At 45.7% G+C, this 19998-nt stretch carries 22 protein-coding genes; 19 read left to right on the forward strand and 3 right to left on the reverse strand.

All coding sequences use genetic code 11. From position 1 onward, the window contains the following. Positions 1-1444: 1444 nt before the first annotated feature. The 11 genes from GHC22_RS24560 (at position 1445) to GHC22_RS04390 (ending at position 8231) form a co-directional block, all read left to right on the forward strand. Positions 1445-1612 carry a hypothetical protein gene (locus GHC22_RS24560; RefSeq protein ID WP_162934427.1) on the forward strand — a complete coding sequence of 56 codons (168 nt, stop codon included), beginning with the start codon at positions 1445-1447 and terminating at the stop codon, positions 1610-1612. Positions 1613-1714: 102 nt separating this feature from the next. Next, positions 1715-2476 (forward strand): MarR family winged helix-turn-helix transcriptional regulator, encoded by a 762-nt coding sequence (locus GHC22_RS04345; RefSeq protein ID WP_044700786.1) that lies wholly within the window; start codon positions 1715-1717, stop codon positions 2474-2476. Positions 2477-2487: 11 nt separating this feature from the next. Continuing rightward, positions 2488-2769, forward strand: a complete 282-nt coding sequence (locus GHC22_RS04350) for a hypothetical protein (protein ID WP_044700784.1) — start codon at positions 2488-2490, stop codon at positions 2767-2769. 11 nt (positions 2770-2780) lie between these two features. Beyond that, positions 2781-3179: a hypothetical protein gene (locus GHC22_RS04355; protein ID WP_003846410.1), complete on the forward strand. Its 399-nt coding sequence runs from the start codon at positions 2781-2783 to the stop codon at positions 3177-3179. Beyond that, a complete protein-coding gene (locus GHC22_RS04360) occupies positions 3176-3382 on the forward strand; it encodes a hypothetical protein (protein WP_044700783.1) in 207 nt (68 codons plus the stop codon). The genes GHC22_RS04355 and GHC22_RS04360 overlap by 4 nt, the downstream gene beginning before the upstream one ends. Then, positions 3375-3677, forward strand: a complete 303-nt coding sequence (locus tag GHC22_RS04365) for a hypothetical protein (RefSeq protein WP_044700780.1) — start codon at positions 3375-3377, stop codon at positions 3675-3677. The genes GHC22_RS04360 and GHC22_RS04365 overlap by 8 nt, the downstream gene beginning before the upstream one ends. Positions 3678-4394: 717 nt before the next feature. Beyond that, positions 4395-4610 (forward strand): hypothetical protein, encoded by a 216-nt coding sequence (locus GHC22_RS04370; RefSeq protein ID WP_003846417.1) that lies wholly within the window; start codon positions 4395-4397, stop codon positions 4608-4610. Beyond that, positions 4607-4975, forward strand: a complete 369-nt coding sequence (locus tag GHC22_RS04375) for a hypothetical protein (RefSeq protein WP_003846419.1) — start codon at positions 4607-4609, stop codon at positions 4973-4975. Before GHC22_RS04370 ends, GHC22_RS04375 begins: the two co-directional genes overlap by 4 nt. A 21-nt stretch (positions 4976-4996) precedes the next feature. Continuing rightward, complete coding sequence (locus GHC22_RS04380; protein ID WP_003846421.1) at positions 4997-6028, forward strand: major capsid protein; 1032 nt, start codon at positions 4997-4999, stop codon at positions 6026-6028. A 138-nt stretch (positions 6029-6166) separates the two neighbouring features. Next, positions 6167-6367, forward strand: coding sequence for a hypothetical protein (locus GHC22_RS04385; protein WP_003846423.1), 201 nt, complete (start codon positions 6167-6169; stop codon positions 6365-6367). Further along, entirely contained in the window at positions 6360-8231 is a 1872-nt protein-coding gene (locus tag GHC22_RS04390; protein WP_044699790.1) for a hypothetical protein, read from the forward strand. The genes GHC22_RS04385 and GHC22_RS04390 overlap by 8 nt, the downstream gene beginning before the upstream one ends. Positions 8232-8258: 27 nt before the next feature. Here the strand turns inward: GHC22_RS04390 and GHC22_RS04395 are convergent, their stop codons facing one another. Beyond that, a complete protein-coding gene (locus tag GHC22_RS04395) occupies positions 8259-8930 on the reverse strand; it encodes an EAL domain-containing protein (RefSeq protein WP_003033848.1) in 672 nt (223 codons plus the stop codon). Between the two features lie 250 nt (positions 8931-9180). Further along, positions 9181-10416: a tyrosine-type recombinase/integrase gene (locus GHC22_RS04400; protein ID WP_003033850.1), complete on the reverse strand. Its 1236-nt coding sequence runs from the start codon at positions 10414-10416 to the stop codon at positions 9181-9183. A 280-nt stretch (positions 10417-10696) separates the two neighbouring features. Between GHC22_RS04400 and GHC22_RS04405 the strand changes: the two genes are divergently transcribed. The 8 genes from GHC22_RS04405 (at position 10697) to arsC (ending at position 19423) form a co-directional block, all read left to right on the forward strand. Continuing rightward, a complete protein-coding gene (locus GHC22_RS04405) occupies positions 10697-11881 on the forward strand; it encodes a tyrosine-type recombinase/integrase (protein WP_048215593.1) in 1185 nt (394 codons plus the stop codon). A 224-nt stretch (positions 11882-12105) separates the two neighbouring features. Further along, positions 12106-13215: a hypothetical protein gene (locus GHC22_RS04410; protein ID WP_039290551.1), complete on the forward strand. Its 1110-nt coding sequence runs from the start codon at positions 12106-12108 to the stop codon at positions 13213-13215. 8 nt (positions 13216-13223) lie between these two features. After that, positions 13224-14987, forward strand: coding sequence for a hypothetical protein (locus GHC22_RS04415; protein ID WP_049116110.1), 1764 nt, complete (start codon positions 13224-13226; stop codon positions 14985-14987). Positions 14988-15118: 131 nt separating this feature from the next. Then, complete coding sequence (arsR, locus tag GHC22_RS04420) at positions 15119-15469, forward strand: As(III)-sensing metalloregulatory transcriptional repressor ArsR (RefSeq protein ID WP_048215595.1); 351 nt, start codon at positions 15119-15121, stop codon at positions 15467-15469. 47 nt (positions 15470-15516) lie between these two features. Then, positions 15517-15879, forward strand: coding sequence for an arsenite efflux transporter metallochaperone ArsD (arsD, locus tag GHC22_RS04425; RefSeq protein ID WP_048215596.1), 363 nt, complete (start codon positions 15517-15519; stop codon positions 15877-15879). Positions 15880-15896: 17 nt separating this feature from the next. Continuing rightward, positions 15897-17648 carry an arsenite efflux transporter ATPase subunit ArsA gene (arsA, locus tag GHC22_RS04430; RefSeq protein WP_153752306.1) on the forward strand — a complete coding sequence of 584 codons (1752 nt, stop codon included), beginning with the start codon at positions 15897-15899 and terminating at the stop codon, positions 17646-17648. A gap of 47 nt (positions 17649-17695) precedes the next feature. Further along, a complete protein-coding gene (gene arsB / locus GHC22_RS04435) occupies positions 17696-18985 on the forward strand; it encodes an arsenite efflux transporter membrane subunit ArsB (protein ID WP_143722412.1) in 1290 nt (429 codons plus the stop codon). Positions 18986-18997: 12 nt separating this feature from the next. Continuing rightward, positions 18998-19423: a glutaredoxin-dependent arsenate reductase gene (gene arsC, locus GHC22_RS04440; protein WP_017880248.1), complete on the forward strand. Its 426-nt coding sequence runs from the start codon at positions 18998-19000 to the stop codon at positions 19421-19423. A gap of 34 nt (positions 19424-19457) precedes the next feature. On the opposite strand, the gene GHC22_RS04445 is transcribed toward arsC, so the two are convergent. Next, a complete protein-coding gene (locus GHC22_RS04445) occupies positions 19458-19994 on the reverse strand; it encodes a GNAT family N-acetyltransferase (protein WP_048215599.1) in 537 nt (178 codons plus the stop codon). Between the last annotated feature and the right edge of the window lie 4 nt (positions 19995-19998).

A 19998-nucleotide genomic window follows, 5' to 3' on the forward strand; every position in this document is an offset into this window, starting at 1 on the left:
AGCGTAAGACTTCAACAAAGTTAAGTGATTATGAATTATAAGTTGAAAGTTTAACTTAGGCTACATTTACCCTTGATCATTACCTGCCTATTACCGCCGGGTTTACCGTTATTAACCGCTGCTTTAGTCGGATTAATCTTAGGTGTTGTTGCGTGGACGGTACGCAGTGAGCAGGGCGACGATTTACCGTTGGGTGAAGGGCTGAAAGTACCATTTTGTTACTTTCGGCATACATCAAAATGATGGGCATCTGCACCAATGGGTAACTGAAAGTAACGTTTTGGTACTCGAGATCATAACGAAAGTAACGTTTTGGTACTTTTAAAGTAACGAAACGGCACACTATAAGATTAAACAAGACTACTAATTAATAAGACTATCTTTTAATTCTTTTGTCGTTGTCCCTGCTCGGTACTCTCCGGGCAAGTGACCTGTTTCGCCTTTGGTTGGCTCCTCGGTCAGCCCCGTACCGCTCATGGAACAAGCGACAGCATTCTCTGTACCTTCTGGACTCGTGCAAACTTCGTTTCTGACGAACGTCAGGCACGAATGATTATTTGCCATCGGCAAGAGATCGCTTTCGCCGTTGACGAATACCATTGCGCTGTGCGCGGTATGTAACCATGTACCCAACTACACTACGTGTAATCGTCCACATGCCAACTCTACCTAACGACAATTAACCCCTCCTACGTCCTGTTGTCCGTAGTCGTGCTCATTCTCGAAGGTAGAGCAGCAGGGCTAAAGCTCACCGTGCTACGGTTCACTAAGCCTCAATCCAATACCAACACCTACCATCCTGATAACTACCGTTATCCGTCTGTAGTTGTGCTATTGGTTTCGGGAATAAATGCCAGAGGGTGGCCCATGACACACCGGAACGCACAGGAAGCCCGTAGGGCAATTTAAACGGCGCAGGGAGTACCGATGTAGTGCATGTGTATGCAAACCTCTTATAGCGCGATACAGCGCGTTTTATGATGGAAGACAGAGGTTGATCGCAACAGGGAAGGTGTGTTACTATCTGTAATGGGAAAAATTAACACCTACCTGTTGACATTGAAATCATTTCATGTTATAGTAAGTTCTGTCGGGTGATGAAAGCATTCATCCGTCCTCTTCTTAGGCATCCAGCCTGACCCAAACAATCCAGATCACACTGCACTATCAGGCAACGTTAATAACGTTCTTCCTGGATGGTGTTTCCGTGTATCTAACGCAAGGAGAACCAACATTAAGTATTTCAATCCAGAGCTTGTCTTCGATGCTCTGAAAGCAGGTGATAAGACCCGCAAGGCAATGAACAGCCAGAGAGCAGCAGCACAGCGTCAAGGTTACTTAGAACATGCTGAACGATTACGTAAGGGGATCGAACTTTACGATCAGTGGAAAGCTGAACAGGCTGATACGACAACCAACGAATAACCCAGAAGGAGAAACCAGTATGATCGAGAAGAAAACCAAATTACCGCCGTCCACATCGTTAATGATCCCGGATGACACATTCCAGATTCTGTTCAAAGAAGCAAAGCGCCGAAAAATGAGCGTAAGCGCACTTCTTCTTGAGGAATGCCAAAGTCTGGCGGTCAAATACTCGAAGGCTGGCGCGTAATAACTACGTTCCAGCGTTAACCCACCCCCCACGAATGAGAAGCGGAGAAAACCAAATGAAGAGCATTCGTAATTTACTGAGCATACATAGGAGCAAACAACAATGGCAAAAACCCTCGCCCAGATTAAGGCAGATTACCAGTACACAGGCAAAGACGGCGTAACGAGAGATCGCACACTCAACATTCCGCATTACTTCAAAGAAATCCCATTTATCTATTCCCCTCTTCTTGAAAAAGGAAGAGTGAAGTTCAGCGCCAGCATGCAAAAATTGTATTGTTACGTAGCAGACTGGGAGAAATCCGGCGGTGTTTGTTACGAGGAACAAAGCGATCTTGCAAAAGTTTGCAGGTTATCTCGACCAAAGACAAACGACCTGATCGAACAGATGGAATTAATTGGACTCATTACCAGAACCAAAATCGAAGGACGGAGAAATAAGGAATTACGAGCACTCCCGCTAATTGATGCTCACATTACCCCACCAGAAGCGCTAACAGCGCAGCCTGTAGTAGTGTCTGACGAAGTGCCAGCCCCTGAACCAGTTAAGGCCGCAGAGGAACATTTAGTTCCTGATCGGGATGACATTCCATGTGTCTGGGATGACCCTGATTATCAATCAACACCAACGATCCTCATTCAGCAGGACAAGCCAGAGCTTCCCTGGGGCGGTGTAGCTATTTACAAAACGAATGGCGATCCCACTGATGCCGCTGTGGCATGGGGGCTAAAAGAGACAATGGGCGATGAGGAAGCAGCCTACCAACTTCTTTCCAGAGTGGTATCTGAATACACCGGAAGGACAGAAGTATTTACACCGCGAACAACGGCAATCTACGACGATTGCGACCCAATACCATTTTAACCAGGAGGATTATGACCAATCTTTATCTACTGAACGAAGATACAAACTTTCAATTTGGCTGCAATGACGTTTGCAGACGTATTTACAATCACCTTTCCAGCCTACACCGTGAGAATGGAACATTCCGTTCCAGCGTCAAAACCCTGGCTTCCGCCCTGGGCTACTCGGAAAGCGGAATCCGTTACTGGCTGTTCCTGATGCGAGATGCCAAAGTGATCACGCTAACCAGGCGCAGCAATCACTATGATTTTGACGTGAATCACAACGTTGCTTTCATCACCTCGAACCACTAAGACGAGGTGCAATGAGTAAAAAGGAACGGAACACCCTCACCCGTATAGAACGGGAAAATGTCAACCGGATCGGCAAAGCCTCGCAAATACGAACAAAACGCCTTTACGTCAAATCCCTTGAGGAAATCCCTGGGGAGCTTATCGAAACAGTGACAGAAGTTCATTCAACACCGCCCTCTGTGGAAGAGTGGGCCGCGTTAAATGATCTCCTCGAATGTTCAAGCGGCGTTTTTTACCGCCCTCGCAAGCGCAAAGTTTACACCTACGATGATAGCCAACTTCGCCGCTGGCAATGCCTCGGATTCACATCACTACGCCACTACCTAACATACAACGCAATGAACAACACCGTGGCGGGAGTTAGGGGCTTTGATGAACTATTTAACATTGGAGACAGCTATACAGAATGATCACAGAAATAACAGAACAAGAATACTTTCAAGAGCGAATGCAGTACATGCAGGATTTAGTTAAGCAAGCTGAATGGGCTGAACAGGCACAAGATGTTAATAAGGTGGAATACCTCCTCGATGTGCTGGCAACGGAAATAGCGCCGTTTCAAGTGGCGCTGAACATCGTCAAAGCAACAAAGGGACGGCTAACAAATGACTAAGTATGAAATTGATGATGCCCTGGACGAATTCCACGAACAGCTACACATGCCACTTCTTGACGCAGTGAACGCCGTATACAAAGCATGCCCTGAGAACGTGTCTGAAAGCCTTTCTGACGCTGGTAAAATGCTCACCCTTGCAGCGGCAGCACTGGAAGGGATCATCCTCTCTGTGGAGCGTACAGACAGCCTACACGAGGATCAGACACTGGTAGAGGATGTTACACAATTGGCGCTGTCCCTGGCAGCGTGTAAGGATGAACTGAGCGATCTGTTACAAAACCAATCCGCATAATTATTCACTTATAATGAATAAATCGCTTGACTTTGTAACGGAAATGTTGTAGAATAGGACTTATAGGGTATCTATAAACGTATCGAATCACGTTTCTCTCCCTCGTATGTCAATACGACTTGCAAACACTATCCCATAGTGTGAGCACTCCCGAGAATGCCGTTTCCCATAGGCGGCGCTCTCCCCTCAATGTCTTCCCGTAAAGAATGGTTGATGTTCTTTTGACGGTTGTTTTCTTCTTTGTCGTTCCGAAGGATGCGCGGGCGTTTCTGCTTTTTGTCGGGCAGTGGCGACCAATTCCCCGCGCTCTCCTCTCTTTACGGGAAAGCATTGTTGCTTTTTACGCCTTATAACCTCCTTTAGGGATTATAAGCAGTCAGACAAATGTCAAAGTTGTTTCTTTGTTACGTCTGGCATTCTCTTATTATTGTTTCCAGCGATGATAACGAGATTCCACTTTCCCACTTCTGGCCATGACAGAAGGGCTTCTGTTTTGAAGTGGGAGCAATGAAAGGGCGATCTGCCTCTGTTATTCGTAACAGTTGCGCCCTTCATTTTTTAGAAGTCATTGTTTAACATCATAATTATCAAAAATGACCTTAACCAATGCTTTCTAACAAGGGCATTCCTCCTGGGGCTACTTCGGTAGCCCCTCTCTTTACCCTGCATGTAACGCTTTCGTTATAAACATGCAGACATAACGCGAAGGAAACGACAATGTTTCTACTTAATAACAAATCGCGTGTACTCAAGTATAAAAATGATGTGCTTACCGTCAATCCTCAGATGATTGAGATGGTGGCGCAGTATGCTGGTTGTGAAGTGTCCGACGTGATCAAAGCAATGGAAACGTATTTCCCTGACGAATCACCAGAACAAAAGCCAACCATTGACGATTTGATCGCACGCAAAGTAAAGGACTCAACCAAATGATTATTGATCTTGATACGCTGTTCCCACAGCGCCTGTCACTAACGGATCTGGTTAGCTATTCAACTGACCATTTTGCCTCTATCGAGAGCAAGATTTTTGCCTCTCTTCCTGCTGATGTTGAATGCGGCGATGTGGTGGACGCTACAGGCGCTCTCTACACCTCCGGCGCTGATGCCTTTGTGGTGGTCAGTGAATTTGTCACTGCTGGCTCTAATAAGGCTGTCAACGTCCTACGCTCTCCGGCGCGTGGCTCTCTTGTCTGCATCAAATCGGACAACCTCACCGCTGCTGATGGCGCACATGATGCCGCTGTAGCTGCTCTGGCTGCTCAAGGCTTCCAGATGCGCGAATTCTTCACCAGTTAATCAAGGAAGGAAAATAATAACATGGCTATTTTAGGTCAAAACTACGTGGATCTTTCTCCACTGTTCAATCTGAACCCAACACGCAATTATCTGCTTGCCTCGCTGGGGCTGTTCGATGGCGTGGGCGTTTCTTCTCATAAAGTGGCGGTGAGCCGTCTTGTTGAGGATAACCGTTCTCTGCTCAATTCGCCTACTGCAAGGTTCTCCAGCGAACATAACACCACGGCACGGCAGAACGGGAAAGAATGGCTGATCGAGCTTCCGTATTTCCTGCGTGAAGACCAGATCACTCCGGCAGACATTCAGGGCAAGCGCAAGCCTGGCACGGACACACAAGAAACCCTCACCGATTTATTCACGGATTACACTCACAAGCACAGTGTAGCGTTTATGCGTACTCGTGAGAGCTATCTTGCACGTTCTCTGTTCTCCGGTACGGTGAATACGCCGAAAACTGATGATGTGCTGATCGATTTTGGCGAGCTATTCGGCGTAGCGCCGATGAACACCACGCTTGATCTCACTGCTACAGACAACAGCACACTACGTGCAATTGATGACATGGTGAGCCAGATTACCGAAGCGGCACAAAGCCAGGCGGCGGCAGTGGAGCGAATCATTGTCTTTGCTAAGTCCTCGTTCTATAGCGACCTGCGTTTCAGTCCTGCGATGGAAGCGGCTTTCCGCTACGTGTCTCCACTGGATGAAAGCAACGTTGTTTACCAGCGTCGTGACCTCCTGCCAGGTGTAAGCACCTTCTCGATCCCCGGCTCAAATGTAGACGTGATCAAGGTGACAGATCCGCTCCTAATCGCACAGATGGGTGATGCTGATGCTATCGCTATCCCGCAATTTGCGGCTGGTTCCGGTGTTTACCAAAACATCTACGGTGCTCCTTCGAGTTCCTTCCAGCTTCTGGACGCTACCCCAGCAGAAACCTATAGCTGGAGCTATGAAAGCGAACGTGGCGATGTAGTGAACGTGATTTCGGAAAATTCCGCGTTAAGCGTTAACCACGGATTGGGCTTCTCTGTTCACATCAAAGCGGCTTAACAAGCGATAGACGTTAGCTCTTCACGTCTGGAAATAACAGAAGAGCTTTCAATCAGGGATGCAAACTAATCCACAGCGCAATTGTGGCTCTGGTGGTATCCCTTTTTTGTTTCCCCCAGAACAAGAGGAAAAATACAGGTGGAACTCATACTCAAATCAAATCGTGGTTTACACGTTCGACTGAGTGCAGACGATGCAGAAGGACTGCTCAAGGTGAGCCAGCTTTGCGAGCTATTAGAAATTTCTTACACGGGCGTTAGAGCGCGCATCTTCCGTGGTGAGACGGTGGAACAGGCTGTTCATCACTTTTTGGATCAGAAAGGTGGTGGTGATGCTTGAGATTTCTACAAGTGTTATAAAAAATACCGTCACCTTCGTTGTGGACAAGCAGAGTATTGCGGAGGCTAAAAAATCCGCAGATGACCTTCAACGTCATTTTTCTAAGATTAAAGACCCGAAGATTCGTTTTCAGGCTCAAAAGCAACGTAGAACTAAAGCGCGGGAACAAGTGGCTGATGCAAAATCTGCTTTGCCTAAAACGCCCAGTGACTTGAAGCAGCAGCAACGCCAGGCAGAAAAGGCAGGGAAAGCGCAAGCCAGGGAAGCGGCTAAGATTGCCAAACGTAATGAGACAGCCGACCTGAAACGGCGCTCAGCCAACCTCCAAATGAAAGGTATAGCCGGAAAATACGGCGTTAATGCCGCCACACAACACCAGTTTGCTAAATTCGCTCACCAGCAGACTGAATTGTTCCGTAGCGGTCAGATCAGTAGTCAGAAGATGAACTATGAGCTACGCGAGAGAATTGCCCTCATGCGCCGTGAGGCGGCTTTACAGGCTAAAGTGACGGCATCTACTCAGGCACAGGCGGCAGCACTCAAACACGCTAAACGCACGGATTACAAAGGCGCGGCGGCTGGTATCAAAGAGAAGGGGCTGAATGTGATCGGCGGCGGTGCTGGTTTTATTGGTGCTACTGCTGCCCTTGCGGGGGGCGCTGGCATCCTGTCTCGTATCCGTGACAAAGGGAATGAGAATCTGGAACTTGTCCGTATGTCCGAACGTACCAAACTGAATCCTAATGCTGTTAAGGCGATTGTCGCCTGGGGACAGCAACACGGCGTAGACAGTGCCAGCGTGGACAAAATCACTGACGGCTTCGGGAAAGATACGCGCGAGAAAATCAGTGAAACTCTGATGAACAGCCAATTCGATCAGAAGAGTGGTAAATGGAAGGGGGGCAACTCTAACATTGAAGAAATCCTCAACAAGTTTGGTTGGAACAAGTCGCAGCTTTCACAATACGAAGACAACCCTCTGGACTTCCTCCAGGCCAGTGTTAACGAAGGGCAAAGACGCGGATACTCTGACGGTGAACTGTCCCACCTTCTGGAAAACATTTTCGACGATGGCGCTCATTACCTCGATCTCTTCAAGAATAACGGTGAACAATTTATTTCGACTCTGAAAAAGCTGGTTGATAGCGGTCAGACGCTGGACGACGAGCAGATCAAACAAGCCTACGCTTACGGCGATCTGTCCGTTGCAATGGGTAATCTGGTGAATGGTGTTGATAACAGTCTATTCACTGGCTTTATGAAAGGCTTCGCTGACGGTGGCGACGAGCTTGTTAAAAACACGCAAGTTATCACCGAATCGGCTGGAATGCTTGGAGAGGGATTAGGAGATCTGGCTAAACAGGTGACGGGCTTTGTTGGTGAGATTTCCGGCGTAGTGTCTGATCTGAATGAAGGGCTTCGCTCCCGTTTCCCTCAGTGGTTCACTAATAGCGATAAGCCAGCGGCCCAGGCCCTCTACGATGGTGCTGTGGGTGGTTCTGCGAATGCTACAGCGGATTGGATTCAGGATAAGACGGGCTTCAATACTCGTTCAGTGGGGCCAGCTATCATGGATTGGTTGGGCGTTGGTGGCGGTAATGCTGGAACAGCGGCAAATCAATACAGCCTAAATGTTGATTCTCTTCGTGGTTCCGCAATGTCACTCAGCAGCGGCAATGCGCCAGTGTACACGGTGAATCCTACATTCAATCTAAATCTTGAGGCATCCGTACCGCTCACTATCGCCAGCGATAGCTCAAGATTAAGCGATTACATTGATTTCCAGGCGAGAGCTTCTCAAGCCAGCTTTGCTCAGTCGCTAACGCTGCAAATGTCGTCCGGTCAATCGTCTACAGGTGGGTGATACATCAAAGGGGTGATGGTTTCAACACTACAGCAATGAATCCACATTTTTAAAAGGGACAGATTTAATAAGATACCCCTGTAATCCCCAAATCCCCACCTCACGCAGTATTCCCAAATGTTCTCGATTCTCAATCCCTTCGATAATAACTTTGCCGCAGTGTTTTTGAATGGAAGCAATCAGCGGGTAGAAGGTTGGTTTCTGCACCTGCTGATTAAAGAAGCAGCGATCTACTTTTACAACCTCAAAGTATCCTTCCATCAAACTAACTACATTCGCGTTTCCTGCGCCAAGGTCATCGAGCCATAGCCCATTTACACCCTGGCTCAGTGCCTTTAACAAGGGGTTTTTTAATCCTTTATCTAAACCTAGGAAATTCTCAGAAAGCTCAAGTTTGATGAATGGCATCGATTCGAAAGTTTGTCTAAGTATGTAGTCATGACGTATCAGAAAAGCCATTTGCTGATCAATGTTCAGTGTACAAAATAGATTCTTTCGTTCGAACCACTTTTGCATACTGGCAATGTTTCCGCATTGTTCGTATAGGAAAAGCCGTTTCCTATCTAAATCCCAAGATGAAATTACGAACTCAGGATGAAGGGGGCGTCCATCTGGGGAAATGAAGCGAGTGAGAAGCTCAACGCCCAACAACTTTTCGTCAATGCTTACTATAGGTTCAGCAATGAATGTAGTATCCATAACAAACACCTTAAATTTCTACATAGGTTCATTCATAATGTGGTCTTTGTAACAAAAAATCAATAATGGTTTCTGTTATTTAAGTGTGTAACCTACTGAATTGGGTGGGTTTTTTTTGGGTTTTAGTGTTGTGGCTTTGATGCTTTTTGGTTACTATTTAATCTTGCTTTGTTCGTAAAGCAAGAATTAGCGTGTATTATTCATAAACAATAGCTTATTAATCTAATCAATTTGTTTATAAATAAGGGGCTTACGCCCCTTTTTCCGTTTCAGGGAAGATGATCTCTGGATAATCCACCATTTCCACATAGTCGGACAATTCTTTCATGGAACACCCCGCGCTGTATGTCTTGAATGCTTCTGTGGCTGCGGCTTGGGAAGAGTGCCCCGTGATGTAGCCTATACGCTGTTCGGGTACTCCGGCACGGTCAAGACACGTGATAAAATGCCCCCTCAAACTGTGAAAGCATTGGCGATCTGTAGCCATAGGCACTACGCGACGCCGTAAGCGGGTGAATGCCTGGGAATAGAACGGCCCCTTTTTCCCGTCTTTGCGTTCAATCTTGTTAGCCTGTGGTAACAGGTAATCTCCAGTGTTCAAACTCAGATAATAATCCACCATACCGATCAGAAAAGCGTGGATCGGTATGTGCCTAACCCCTGCTTTCGTTTTCGATTTGCTAATGAAGAAAGTCTGTATCCCTTCCACTATAACAACATCTGATTTTTTCAAGCTGGCGATTTCGTCCAGCCTTGCACCAGAGAACAAACCGATCAGAATGACGGCTCGTAGTTCTTCGTCTGCTTCGTTGAGCAGGGTAGATAGTTGATGCCATTCAAACGGCTGGTAGCTCTCAATAGTGCGCCGTGCTTCGAGGTTCATGCCGTGAAACGGATTAAGCGGCGCTATAGCGTCGTAGCGACGTTTGGCAAACTCATAGAGGCTTCCCAGTGACGTTAACCAGTTTTGCAGCGTCTGCCCTGCTACGTCGCGTTTCTGCTGTTCTTCGATGAAATCCGTAACCAGCCGCCGTCCTATCTGATCCAAACTGATATCAACTTTCCCGATACTCTGGAGAAAAACCTCCACGGCTCGCGCCGATTTGCTCAGTGTGGACAGTGAACGCCGATCCCGGTAAGCAGTGGCGTATTCGTCACGTAATAGGCACAGGTGAGGAATAGAACTGGCTCGCTCCTCAATCAGGGGTTTGTTTTTATTCTTGCGGATCTGTGAGTGCAGGGAAGTGATCGCAAGCTGGATGCGCCTGTCCTCTGTATCTGGCTTGAATTGTTCTTTCAGGTTGTTCCACTCTACCAGCATGTGATTGCGGAAGTGTCGAGCCTTGTAAATGTCTCTTGTACCAGTGCTTTTCCGGTAGAGGCGCTTCCCGCCGAACATGTGGCGCATGTAAGCAGGAACGTAGATTTGAAACTGCCAAACGCCGTCCGGTGAAAGATAAAGATACTCCTGGCCCTTGATTGTCATGAGATTGATCCTCTAAAATCTCGCAATCAAGTATCAATAATAGTTACTATGTTGATTCTATGACCGTCGCGTTATGGAAAAATGAAACAGAGTTTCGATTCCCTTCGCCCGCTCCAAACTCAAGTCTCCTGAAGTCTACCAAACTCAATTTTCCCTTGATAAATCAGCAGTTATAGCATTCTATTAGTCTATTGAACTCAATTGTACTCCCCCAGGGTCAAGCTCAATGTGGGGGTATGGATGGGGGTATAATTGTACCCCCTGCTGAGAGGTACCCCCAATGAAGCTGACTGCTCGTCAGGTTGAAACTGCGAAACCCAAAGAGAAGCCCTACAAACTGGCCGATGGTGGTGGGCTTTACCTGCTGGTTAATCCCAACGGTAAAAGATACTGGCGTCTCAAATACCGTTCGTTAGGTAAAGAGAAGCTGCTCGCTATTGGCGTTTATCCCGATGTTTCTTTAGCTGAAGCCCGAAGTAAGCGTGAGGATGCTAAAAGAACATTAGCGGCTGGCAACGATCCCTCTCTTGAACGAAAAATTGAGAAACTTAGTCGTCAACAAGACGCTGAAAACTCGTTTGAGGCTATCACACGGGAGTGGTATCAGCGTCGCTATGACCGCTGGTCTGTCTCCTACCGCGAAGAAATGCTGAGAACCTTTGAGAAAGATGTATTTCCTTATATCGGTCACAGGCCAATCAAAGATATCAAGCCGATGGAGTTGCTTGCAGTTCTTTCAAAAATAGAAGCTCGAGGAGCAACTGAGAAGGTCCGTAAGGTTCGCCAGCGTTGTGGAGAAGTCTGGAAGTATGCCGTTGTGACTGGCAGGGCCGAGTACAATCCAGCACCAGATCTAGCCAGCGCCGTGACTCCTCATGAGAAAGAGCACTATGCTTTTTTAACCCAGGATGAATTGCCAGAGTTTCTTCGGACTCTGAACACCTATGCCGGTAGTGTGCTTGTTAAGATTGCGATGCAATTACTTATTCTGACAGGAGTAAGGCCTGGGGAGTTGAGGCAAGCGGAGTGGCAGGAATTTGATTTTGAGCGGAAGGTTTGGAACGTGCCAGCAGAGCGAATGAAAATGCGCCGACCTCATCTGGTTCCGTTATCAAGCCAGGCAATTGACCTGCTTAATCAGCTTAAACCCATGACTGGAGCAGGAACGTTGCTGTTCCCAGGACGTAATAATCCTAAGAAACCGATGAGTGATATGGCATTAACTGTGTTGGTAAGGCGTATCGGCTATGCCGGGCGCGTTACAGGGCATGGATTCCGCCACACGATGAGTACCATTTTGCATGAGCAGGGATTCAACTCAGCATGGATTGAGTTACAACTGGCTCACGTCGATAAGAACTCAATTCGTGGAACGTATAACCATGCTCAATATCTGGAGGGGAGGAAGGAGATGATGCAGTGGTATGCGGATTATATTGAAGCATCTTTAACTAAGGTTGTATAAGTCTGTAAATAGGGAAAACTAATTTTTAAAGTTTTCCCTAGAAGTACTATCTTTTAACTGTATAAAAAAACAGTATGTAAAACAGTGCATTAGATCACTAAAAGTGATCTTACAAATTTATTTTTTTTGATTTTCGTGATAAACATCGCCTTAAATGGTTTAATTTGCATCCACATCCATCACTGGATGACGATGGAAATTTTTAGCTGTTGTAGGAGAGCAGGGTGGCTAAAAATAAAGCGGCAAACGCCGGGGTTGATGCGTTAACTGGTTTTGAGTTTCAAAGAAACTGTGCATTGTATCTTTTGTTAGATAATTTCAATTCTTTTATCAATAAAGAGTTCTTTATTTGTATCGAACATCACGATGATTTTCTATTTTGTTATAAAACTGATTGCTTAAGTTATATAAACGAGATACATGCCTATCAAGCAAAGAAACTTAGCGGGAAAATATGGACTATCGATTCTAGGTTTTCTGAGATGGTATCTAAAATACTATTGGTGGGCGAAAACTTAAGAAATGATGCTTTTGAAAAAAGTGAAGATTATAAACACCAGCTAACATTTATATCAAATACAGAAATAGAATTAAAATACTCACCGTCAAAGGCTTTAAAAAAAGAAGGTATTACTGAGCAGATATTAAGGATTAATGAGCAAAACTCTATCTGTGCTTATGATGAATTACATAAAAACATTCAGAATAAAATTGAAGAGAAAGTTACAGATATTTGTAATGAAGAATCTTCTGTTTTCCATCGTAAAGAACTAAGTAACCTAAAAATTCAGTGGGTAGATTTTCCAAGAACAGCTGCAAAACAAAAAGAATCGCTTATTGGACTTATGTCTAGAAAGTTTTCTCATATAGCTGACCCGAAAGCAGCCATCGAGGTAATACTTGCTCTTTTTAGAAATGTGGAAACTGTATATAATCAAGGGCAGGAAATATGTCTACTCGATCCAACAAAAAGGGTTGAAGGCGAAGATGTTAAGAAAGTTATGAATATAATTGATTCACAGCAAAAGGCATTCGACTATTGGCGTGACGAAGCACAGCAATTCTCAATGAAATTCAGAATACCACTTAGCATACAGAAAAATCATGAAAACTATATACTTAACTCTTTTGAACTACTCAAGGATATGAGTAATTACGATTATCAAATCATTAAAGACTTTGTTAGAAATAATGATTACACAACTCAATATTTTTCTCTTCAAGACGCATTAACTGCATATGTTGATAATGTTAGAAAATCTCATTCTATAAACCTAGATAATATTGATACATTTTTTGCAGTTCTGTGTTCATACGTTGAGTGCTACGATTAAGGTAAACCATGAAGACAATTATAAAATTTGATAGATTGTTTGTTGTCTCTGAAAGTCATAATTTATATTTCGACCAAAAGTTTTCAAATAAAATAAACATAATAAGTGGGTGTAATACCTCAGGTAAAAGTACTTTAATACAGAGTATTTTATTTACCTTTGGAATTAACGATGTTAAAGATGGCTTGAGCGAAATTATTCGATACAACCCTACGTTCAGATTGGATTTCAGCATCACTAAAGGAGGCGTAGATAAAAAATATATAATAGTAAGAGAGCTTGGTAGCATATATTTAAAAGAGGATGGGGGAAATGTTTTTAGTTTTCATGGAATTGACTCTGATGGTCGAGTTGAACATGTGAAGCTTAAGGAGATGTTATCTCAATTATTTGATTTTAACATGCTTTTAGAACAGAAGGGTGAGCTAAAAAAAGCATCGATAGAATGCATGTTCCTGCCTTATTATATTTCTCAATCTGTAGGGTGGGTTTATTTGAGAGAGTCATTCTCTAATCTTGGTTTTTATAAAGACTTTAAAGATACGTATCTTGATTATTATCTTGGCATAGAAAATTCTTTTGATAAAGAATATTTTTATAAATTAACAAAAGAGCGGGCACAACTTCAGTCGAAGATCTCCTCATTGAATAAATATAGCGCCGAGCCTCACTTTGTTGTTTCTAAATTACTGGATGAAGAGTTTGGTGATGAGGCTCAGAAGTATATAGATGGTTATATTAAATTAGTAGCATCATTAGATGAAGAACGTGATGTATATACTGGTTTGTGTAATAAGTTATCCTTAACTAAAAATCATGTCAAGATACTAAGAAGAACTAAAAGAAATATTAAAAACCAAAACTATAACAATATTGATCGTTGTCCTGCATGTACGCAAATACTTCCTTATTCCTTAGAAGGGTTATATGGTTATTATCAAAACATCAATGATACTGATAAACTATCGGAGCAAATAAATAATAAAATACAAAAAATACAGTCTGACATTAATAGTTCACTTGCGAAGATTAAAAAGTTAGAAATTGATATATCTTCAAAGTATTCATATTTTCTTGAGAAAAAATCACAAAATTTATCTGTCAACACATGGATCGATAATAAAGCAAACATACGTCTGTTAGGCAATATTCATGAAGAGATAGAAGAATATACAAAAAGGTCTGATGAAATTAAAGGATTAATTGATGGGATGGGAGAGGAGCAGTCTCTTTTTGTCGAGCGGTTTAACAAAGAAAAAGATTTCAAGGAAATATTTAAAAAATATCTTAATGATATGCAGTTGTTCAATGTAACAGAACCTAGATATACAGAACTTTATAAAATAAATTCATTTCCTTTTCAAGGGGTTGAACTTCATAAAACTGTAATGTCATATCATTTTGCATTAAATTCTTTAATAAGAAAAACAGACAATATACATCGACTTCCATTTATGCTTGACGCAATTCTTAAGGAAGATATCGATGACAGAAATTTTGATCTCATACTGTCGTTTGTGGGAAAAAATCTTCCGACTGATACTCAATCATTTATATCAATGTCTGAGTATGCTGAAGATAACCTCTTGAAAGATGGTAAAGAGATAAGTGCATTCCGAAGAGCCAAGGTTAAAGATATTAAAAATCGATACTTCCCTGATGGTACGAATTTATTCTTTATTGGTGATGGGAAGCATGAGAGAACATTTTTATCAAAACCTTTGGATTTAAACCTCGATATTTTTGTCGATACTTGTCGGCTTACTGAATGATTCCTTTAGTTAATAGCGAACGCACAAGTTTGTGCGTTCGCTATTAATGCTATACATTTGATTTACCATATGTGATCTTGCAAGGAATCTTTCGCCGAGTATCATAGAGCCAGATAGGTAGGGGAACGACTATGATTTTTACAGCATTACAACTCTTCAAAAACCTCTCCGATGAAACCCGTTTGGGCATTGTGTTGCTGCTTAGAGAGATGGGAGAGCTGTGCGTGTGCGACCTTTGTACTGCGCTAGAACAGTCACAGCCCAAGATCTCCCGCCACCTGGCAATGCTCCGGGAAAGTGGTCTATTGCTGGACCGTAAACAGGGCAAGTGGGTTCACTACCGCTTATCCCCGCATATTCCTTCCTGGGCCGCTCAGGTGATTGAGCAGGCCTGGTTAAGCCAACAGGACGACGTACAGGCCATCGCCCGTAAGCTGGCATCGGCAAACTGCTCTGGTAGCGGTAAGACTGTTTGCATCTAAAAAATTTGCCTGAACATATATGATTTTACGAATGTGAGGTATTCAGAATGAAGACGTTAACGGTGTTTGACCCGGCAATGTGCTGCAGTACCGGCGTATGTGGCTCAGATGTCGATCAGGTTCTGGTTGATTTTTCTGCTGATGTGCAGTGGCTGAAAGGACGTGGTGTACAGGTTGAACGTTACAACCTGACGCAGCAGCCCATGAGCTTTGTTCAGAATGAGAAAGCGAAAGCATTCCTCGAAGCATCTGGAGCAGAAGGGCTTCCGTTACTGCTATTGGACGGTGAAACAGTGATGGCAGGGCGATACCCAAAACGCGCTGAGCTGGCTCGCTGGTTCGGTATTCCGCTGGAGAAGGTAGGGTTAGCTCCCACCAGCTGCTGTGGTGGTAATACTTCCTGTTGCTGAATATGTCAGGAGGACATATGAAATTCTTACAGAATATCCCGCCTTACCTGTTTTTTACCGGTAAGGGTGGTGTAGGAAAAACTTCTATTTCCTGCGCGACGGCTATCCGCCTTGCTGAACAGGGTAAGCGAGTTTTGCTGGTCAGTACTGACCCAGCCTCCAATGTCGGTCAGGTGTTCGATCAGGCTATCGGTAATACCATTCGCCCTGTGACAGCAGTTCCTGGGCTTTCTGCTCTGGAGATTGATCCGCAGGAAGCCGCCCAGCAATACCGCGCCAGAATCGTTGAGCCTATCAAAGGTCTTCTGCCTGATGACGTTGTTAACAGTATCAGCGAGCAGCTTTCAGGAGCCTGTACGACTGAGATTGCGGCGTTTGATGAGTTCACCGGCTTATTGACAGACGCTTCCCTGCTGACCCGTTTCGATCACATTATTTTTGATACAGCGCCGACGGGCCACACGATTCGCCTTCTCCAGCTTCCCGGTGCCTGGAGTAGCTTCATTGAAAGTAATCCAGATGGTGCTTCTTGTCTTGGCCCAATGGCCGGACTGGAAAAGCAGCGTGAGCAGTATGCTCATGCGGTAGAGGCGTTATCCGATCCTGAACGTACCCGCCTGGTTCTGGTTGCACGACTGCAAAAATCTACGCTGCAGGAAGTCGCCCGCACCCATGAAGAACTCGCCGCAATTGGCCTGAAAAACCAGTATCTGGTGATTAATGGTGTGCTGCCTAAAGCCGAAGCTGAACATGACGCCCTGGCCGCAGCGACTTGGCAACGTGAGCAGGAGGCACTGGCGAATCTTCCTGCCGGTTTATCTGAGCTACCGACAGATACCCTATTACTACAGCCAGTCAATATGGTTGGTGTTTCAGCATTGAAGGGACTGCTGGATACCCATTCTGAGGCATTACCGCTCCCGGTAACGAACATCCTGTACACGCCTGAAAACTTATCGCTCTCTGGCCTGGTCAATGATATCGCTCGCAGTGAACACGGTTTGATTATGCTGATGGGCAAAGGTGGCGTAGGTAAAACCACGATGGCTGCAGCCATCGCTGTCAGGCTGGCGGATATGGGATTTGATGTCCATCTCACCACCTCAGATCCCGCTGCACATCTCAGTACAACGCTGAATGGCAGCCTCAAGAATCTGCAGGTCAGCCGAATCAACCCTCACGATGAAACTGAACGCTATCGTCAGCATGTTCTTGAGACGAAAGGCAGGGATCTGGATGAGGCCGGGAAACGGCTACTGGAAGAGGATTTACGTTCTCCCTGTACTGAAGAAATTGCTGTGTTTCAGGCCTTTTCCCGGGTGATTCGTGAAGCGGGTAAACGGTTTGTTGTCATGGATACCGCCCCTACGGGACACACGCTGTTACTGCTGGATGCGACCGGGGCTTACCACCGAGAGATTGCCAAAAAAATGGGGAGTAAAGGTCATTTTACTACCCCAATGATGCAGCTTCAGGACCCGGATAGAACCAAAGTTCTGCTTGTTACGCTTCCTGAAACCACACCGGTACTGGAAGCGGCAAACCTGCAGGCTGACCTTGAAAGAGCGGGGATTCATCCGTGGGGCTGGATTATCAATAACAGCCTTTCCATTGCGGATACGCGTTCTCCGTTGCTTTGCCAGCGTGCTCATCAGGAACTGCCTCAGATTGAGGCTGTTAAGAATCAGCACGCTGAGCGCATAGCGCTTGTTCCGGTGATGGCGTCAGAGCCCGCCGGTATTGAAAAGCTCAGAGAGTTGATGAGTTAATTTTTTTGCATATACAGGGCGGCAAAGTCGCCCTGTCAGGAGGTTTTATGTTACTGGCAGGCGCTATTTTTGTCCTGACCATTGTTTTGGTTATCTGGCAGCCTAAGGGATTAGGGATCGGCTGGAGTGCAATGCTGGGCGCGGGACTGGCTCTGATATCTGGCGTTGTGCATGTGGGAGATATTCCGGTGGTGTGGAATATCGTCTGGAACGCGACGGCGACCTTTATTGCCGTAATTATTATCAGCCTGCTGCTCGATGAATCCGGTTTTTTCGAATGGGCAGCGCTGCACGTTTCCCGCTGGGGTAACGGTCATGGCCGTTTACTCTTTACGTATATCGTTCTGCTCGGTGCAGCGGTGGCGGCACTGTTTGCCAATGATGGTGCGGCACTTATTCTGACGCCGATAGTCATCGCCATGCTGCTGGCATTAGGGTTCAGCAAAGGCACCACGCTGGCATTTGTCATGGCCGCCGGATTTATTGCCGATACGGCCAGCCTGCCGCTTATCGTGTCGAACCTGGTTAACATCGTTTCTGCAGACTTCTTTGGTCTGGGCTTCACTGAGTATGCGTCGGTAATGGTGCCGGTGGATATTGCCGCTATTATCGCCACGCTGGTGATGCTGCATCTGTTCTTCCGCAAAGATATTCCACCGACTTACGACCTGGCTCTCCTGAAAGCACCGGCAAAGGCGATTAAAGATCTGGCAACCTTCAGAACCGGCTGGATTGTGTTGATCCTTCTTCTGGTAGGGTTCTTTGTCCTCGAGCCGCTCGGTATTCCAGTTAGCGCGATTGCGGCTGTTGGCGCTGTGATCCTGTTTGTGGTAGCTAAACGAGGCCATGCCATTAACACCGGTAAAGTGCTGCGTGGGGCACCCTGGCAGATCGTTATTTTCTCGCTGGGGATGTATCTGGTGGTCTACGGTCTGCGCAACGCCGGGCTAACCGAATACCTTTCTGGTGTGCTGAATGTACTGGCGGATAAAGGACTCTGGGCTGCGACGCTGGGTACTGGCTTCCTGACGGCTTTCCTGTCTTCCATAATGAACAACATGCCTACCGTGCTGGTTGGCGCTCTCTCTATTGATGGCAGCACCGCAACAGGCGTTATCAAAGAAGCGATGATTTATGCCAACGTGATTGGCTGCGATCTGGGACCTAAAATTACACCTATTGGTAGCCTGGCAACGCTGCTCTGGCTGCATGTCCTTTCACAGAAGAATATGACCATCACCTGGGGATACTATTTCCGCACCGGGATCGTCATGACTCTGCCTGTGCTGTTTGTAACGCTGGCAGCGCTGGCGCTACGTCTCTCTTTCACTTTATAATGAGATACTGATATGAGCAATATCACCATTTATCACAACCCGGCCTGCGGCACGTCGCGTAATACGCTGGAGATGATCCGCAACAGCGGTAATGAACCGACCGTTATTCATTATCTTGAAAATCCACCGTCACGCGATGAACTGGTCAAACTTATCGCAGATATGGGGATTACAGTACGGGCGCTGCTGCGTAAAAACGTCGAGCCTTATGAAGAACTGGGGCTTGCGGAAGATAAGTTTACTGACGATCAGTTAATCGATTTTATGCTTCAGCATCCGATCCTGATTAACCGCCCTATTGTGGTGACACCGTTGGGAACGCGTCTGTGCCGCCCTTCCGAAGTGGTACTGGATATTCTTCCGGATGCGCAAAAAGGCGCATTTGCAAAGGAAGACGGCGAGAAAGTCGTTGATGAAACAGGTAAGCGATTGAAATAAACATAAAGGGGGCAGACGCCCCCTTATTCCTGCCTCAGAGCATAAGATCTGAATCTTCTGGCAGAGTACTATTCCCTTCACCAAGTTTCATTTGCAGCAAAACCGTGTCAAGCCAGCGGCCATGTTTGAAACCAATGTCCTTTAATGTGCCTATTTCAGTAAATCCTGCGCGGATATGAAGCGCTACAGAAGCGACGTTAGCGCTGTCACCCACAACAGCAATCATCTGGCGATAGCCTTCGGACTCGGCCCATTTTAATGCATGATCGAGCAGTGCTTTTCCGACGCCCTGTCGCTGATAAGCCGAATCAATATATATCGAATTTTCGACCGTATACCGATAGGCATGGCGTTCGCGGTAACGGGAAATATAACAGTAGCCGATGACCGTATCGCCATGCAGAGCGACATACCAAGGGAATCCCCGAGACTGAATGCTCCTCAGTCGGTTAAGCATTTCCTGCGTATCCGGAGGTTCGGTTTCGAAGCTACCTGTACCATGCAGAACATGGTGAGCATAGATATTGCGTATCGCGGTAATGTGCTGTTCTTCAGCATTAATAATGTGCATCGTG

The organism is Citrobacter sp. H12-3-2, from assembly GCF_009649895.1.
In the GTDB taxonomy this organism is placed as follows: Bacteria; Pseudomonadota; Gammaproteobacteria; order Enterobacterales; family Enterobacteriaceae; genus Citrobacter; species Citrobacter portucalensis.

Bases quoted from the DNA above. Each gene is read 5' to 3' on its own strand.
- GHC22_RS24560 (WP_162934427.1), top strand. From the start codon at position 1,445: ATGATCGAGAAGAAAACCAAATTACCGCCGTCCACATCGTTAATGATC.
- GHC22_RS04345 (WP_044700786.1), top strand. From the start codon at position 1,715: ATGGCAAAAACCCTCGCCCAGATTAAGGCAGATTACCAGTACACAGGC.
- GHC22_RS04350 (WP_044700784.1), top strand. From the start codon at position 2,488: ATGACCAATCTTTATCTACTGAACGAAGATACAAACTTTCAATTTGGC.
- GHC22_RS04355 (WP_003846410.1), top strand. From the start codon at position 2,781: ATGAGTAAAAAGGAACGGAACACCCTCACCCGTATAGAACGGGAAAAT.
- GHC22_RS04360 (WP_044700783.1), top strand. From the start codon at position 3,176: ATGATCACAGAAATAACAGAACAAGAATACTTTCAAGAGCGAATGCAG.
- GHC22_RS04365 (WP_044700780.1), top strand. From the start codon at position 3,375: ATGACTAAGTATGAAATTGATGATGCCCTGGACGAATTCCACGAACAG.
- GHC22_RS04370 (WP_003846417.1), top strand. From the start codon at position 4,395: ATGTTTCTACTTAATAACAAATCGCGTGTACTCAAGTATAAAAATGAT.
- GHC22_RS04375 (WP_003846419.1), top strand. From the start codon at position 4,607: ATGATTATTGATCTTGATACGCTGTTCCCACAGCGCCTGTCACTAACG.
- GHC22_RS04380 (WP_003846421.1), top strand. From the start codon at position 4,997: ATGGCTATTTTAGGTCAAAACTACGTGGATCTTTCTCCACTGTTCAAT.
- GHC22_RS04390 (WP_044699790.1), top strand. From the start codon at position 6,360: ATGCTTGAGATTTCTACAAGTGTTATAAAAAATACCGTCACCTTCGTT.
- GHC22_RS04395 (WP_003033848.1), bottom strand. From the start codon at position 8,930: ATGGATACTACATTCATTGCTGAACCTATAGTAAGCATTGACGAAAAG.
- GHC22_RS04400 (WP_003033850.1), bottom strand. From the start codon at position 10,416: ATGACAATCAAGGGCCAGGAGTATCTTTATCTTTCACCGGACGGCGTT.
- GHC22_RS04405 (WP_048215593.1), top strand. From the start codon at position 10,697: ATGAAGCTGACTGCTCGTCAGGTTGAAACTGCGAAACCCAAAGAGAAG.
- GHC22_RS04415 (WP_049116110.1), top strand. From the start codon at position 13,224: ATGAAGACAATTATAAAATTTGATAGATTGTTTGTTGTCTCTGAAAGT.
- arsR (WP_048215595.1), top strand. From the start codon at position 15,119: ATGATTTTTACAGCATTACAACTCTTCAAAAACCTCTCCGATGAAACC.
- arsD (WP_048215596.1), top strand. From the start codon at position 15,517: ATGAAGACGTTAACGGTGTTTGACCCGGCAATGTGCTGCAGTACCGGC.
- arsA (WP_153752306.1), top strand. From the start codon at position 15,897: ATGAAATTCTTACAGAATATCCCGCCTTACCTGTTTTTTACCGGTAAG.
- arsB (WP_143722412.1), top strand. From the start codon at position 17,696: ATGTTACTGGCAGGCGCTATTTTTGTCCTGACCATTGTTTTGGTTATC.
- arsC (WP_017880248.1), top strand. From the start codon at position 18,998: ATGAGCAATATCACCATTTATCACAACCCGGCCTGCGGCACGTCGCGT.
- GHC22_RS04445 (WP_048215599.1), bottom strand. From the start codon at position 19,994: ATGCACATTATTAATGCTGAAGAACAGCACATTACCGCGATACGCAAT.